This is a genomic window from Acidovorax sp. HMWF018 (assembly GCF_003061035.1).
GTDB lineage: Bacteria > Pseudomonadota > Gammaproteobacteria > Burkholderiales > Burkholderiaceae_C > Acidovorax > Acidovorax delafieldii.
In genome coordinates, this window is record NZ_QAIM01000578.1 from 1 (window position 1) to 3,067 (window position 3,067).

3 protein-coding genes are annotated in these 3,067 nt (G+C 66.4%); 1 reads left to right on the forward strand and 2 read right to left on the reverse strand.

Annotation, left to right across the window (positions count from 1 at the left end; all coding sequences use genetic code 11):
* Positions 1-289 (reverse strand): ZIP family metal transporter (locus DBR23_RS24625; protein WP_158276493.1); only part of this gene is annotated, 289 nt, incomplete at its 3' end.
* 131 nt (positions 290-420) lie between these two features.
* Positions 421-1,317 carry a dienelactone hydrolase family protein gene (locus DBR23_RS24630; RefSeq protein WP_056061167.1) on the reverse strand — a complete coding sequence of 299 codons (897 nt, stop codon included), beginning with the start codon at positions 1,315-1,317 and terminating at the stop codon, positions 421-423.
* A gap of 259 nt (positions 1,318-1,576) precedes the next feature.
* Between DBR23_RS24630 and DBR23_RS24635 the strand changes: the two genes are divergently transcribed.
* Positions 1,577-3,067: PAS-domain containing protein (locus tag DBR23_RS24635; RefSeq protein ID WP_233250723.1), on the forward strand; the 1,491-nt coding region annotated here is incomplete at its 3' end.

A 3,067-nucleotide genomic window follows, 5' to 3' on the forward strand; every position in this document is an offset into this window, starting at 1 on the left:
GCTCATGCCCGTGGTGCCACAGTTCGGCCTTGTCCAGCAAAAAGAAGAACACCACACCCACCAGCAGGGTGGCAAACAGGTCGTGGGCGCCCGCCTGGCTCTCGAACGCCTCGGGCAACAGGTGCATGAAGGCCGTGGCCAGCAAGGCACCCGCGGCCAGGCTGAGCAGGTGCTGCGGCCCCACGCTGTCGCTCCGCCCACCCAGGCCCAGCCGCATGAGCAAGGCGGCCAGCCACACGCTGCCGATACCAGCGGCCAGTGTGGCCAGAATGATTGCTACCAAAGTCATAGCTTATTGCGCTTTATCTTTAAGCCTTGGCTCATTTTTTATTCAGAATCTGCACGCCCGATGCAAGATGAAAAAAGCCGCCCCGGGTGTGGGGCGGCTGCGGGTGGCCTGGTGGGCCGGGGGTTTGTGCATCAAACCACACCGTGAGTCTTGAACCAGGCCAGCGCACGCTTCCAGCCGTCTTCGGCCGCTTCCTTGCGGTAGCTGGCGCGGTAGTCGGCATGGAAGGCATGCGGTGCATCGGGGTACACCACAAACTCCGACGCCTTGGCCTGTGGCGAGCCACTGGACAAGGCCGCTTTCATCTTATCAACCGTGTCAAGAGGGATGCCGGTGTCTTTTTCACCATACAGGCCCAGCACCGGCGCCTTGAGGATGGGCGCCAGGTCCACAGGGTGCTTGGGGGTGAGCTCGCTCGCTTGCCCCACCAGCCGCCCGTACCATGCCACGCCGGCCTTGACGGGGCCGTGTGCGGCATACAGCCAGGTGATGCGGCCACCCCAGCAAAAGCCGGTGATCCCCACCCGGGCGCCATCGCCCCCGTTGGCTGCGGCCCATGCCACTGCGCCGTCCAGGTCGGCCATCACCTGGGCGTCGGGCACCTTGGACACCACTTCAGCCATCAGCTTGGCAATGTCGGTATAGGTGGTGGCGTCGCCCTGGCGCGCGTACAGCTGTGGGGCAATGGCCAGGTAGCCCGCCTTGGCAAAGCGGCGGCAGGTGTCGGCGATGTATTCGTGCACGCCAAAAATTTCCTGGATCACCAGCACCACGGGCAGGCCGGTCTTGCCAGCCGGTGCTGCGCGGTAGGCCGGCACCTTGAAGCCATTGACCGTGAAACTCACTTCCCCCACCGTCAGGCCGTCTGCCGGCGTGGCAATGGCCGTCTGCGCCATGATGGGGGCAGCCGCCGCCGCATAACCCAGGCCCAGCGCTGCCTGCAGCGCAGTGCGGCGCGTGGCGCCCGCTTCGGTGGTGCGGCCCGGCAACAGCGCCTGAGCGTCGGCATGGAGGTCGTCATTGAACATCGGTTTTCTCCAAAAAAAGGGGGGATGGGCCACGGGGTGGAAACTGCCAGCCCCGGAGTCTATGGGGTTTGCACCGCCTCCGCATTTTCGGATACCGAAAAACGGGGAGCACTGCTAGACTTTCCGCGAGCACCGTCGCCGTGGGCATGCGCCACCAACCCGCTACCACGCAAACGCCTGCTCGCCCGCCCACATTTGCTTTTTTCTTTCTTCATCCACCCGCCCACCTCCCTTAGACCATCCGCACCGGCCCGAGCGCATGCCCCCTCATCCCACACCACTCCCCCTGCGCGGACAGCTGCTGGTCCGACTGGTGGTCGGGATTTGCGGCGCGGGGGGCTTGGGGTTGCTGACCTGGGCGCTGGCCCGCCAAAGCATGGACCCAGCCATGCGACTGGCCAGCGCGGGTGCCGGGCTGGCGCTGGTGGCCAGTGCGGTGCTGTGCTGGTGGCTGAGCCTCCGGTTGCTGGCGATGCATGCCACCGCCAGGGCCGCCCAGGATGCTGCGCAGCGGGCCACCAACCAGCTGTGCGCCACGCTGGACATCCTGCCCGACGGGCTGGCCATCTACGACGCTGACGACCGCTTGGTGCTGTGCAATCCCCGGTACCGGGAAGTCAGCCCCGGCACCACCATGGCCGTCGATTACGGCACCCGCTTTGAAGACGTGCTGCGCCGCGCTGCGGAATCCGGCCACATCGTGGCCGCGCGGCAGGACACCAATGCCTGGCTGGCCGACCGCATGGCCCGCCATCGCTCGCCCGGCCAGCCCGAGGTGCAGGAGGTCGATGGCGACCGCTGGATGCTCATCACCGAGCGACTGCAAGAGGGGGGCGGCATGGTGGTGCTGCGCGCCGACATCACGGACGCAGTGCACAAGGAACGCGCACTCAAGCAGGCCCTGCACGACGCCGAACGTGCCGAACGCAGCCTGCGCGAGGCCGTCAATGCCATGCCCGCCGGGCTGGACATCTATGACGAGCAAGACCGGCTGGTGCTGTGCAATGACCAGATGGCGCGCCTGCGTCCGCACCTGCCCGTGGCTGAGTCCCTGGGCAAGACGTATGAGGAACTGCTGCGCGAGGGCCTGCGCCACGGCATCCCCGAGGAGGCCAAGGACCAGGAAGAGCTCTGGCTGGCGCATGAGCTGGCCATCCGGGGCCATCGGCCCGGCCCCGAAGTGCGCCACTACCCCAACGGCACGTGGATGCACATGCACGAATGCCGCACCCCGTCCGGCATGACGGTGTGCGTGCGCCTGGACATCAGCGACCTGATCGAACAGCGCCAGAAGGTCGAGACCGCCCGACAGGAAAGCCAGCGCATGCGCCAGCTGCTGGAGCGCGCGGTGGAGGCCCTGCCCGTGGGCATCGAGATCTTCGACGAGCAGGACCGGCTGGTGCTCTACAACCAGCAGCTGTCCCGCATGTATCCGTACATCAACTATGCGGACCACCTGGGCAAGGGTTTTGTGGACATCCTGCGCTATTCGGTCTCGCGCGGCCTGATCCCTTCTGCCAAGGGACGTGAGGAGGCATGGATCGCAGAGCGCCTGTCAGAGCACGGCAGCAGCACATCCACCCTGGTGCAGCGTCTGAGCGATGGCCGCTGGATCAACATCTACGAAACCCGCACCCCCGAGAACTACGTCGTGGCCGTGCGGCTGGACATCACCAACCTCATCGAGCAGCGTCAGGCCCTGGAGGCCGCGCAGCAGGCGGCGCAGCAGGCCCGCCAGCTGCTGCAGGAC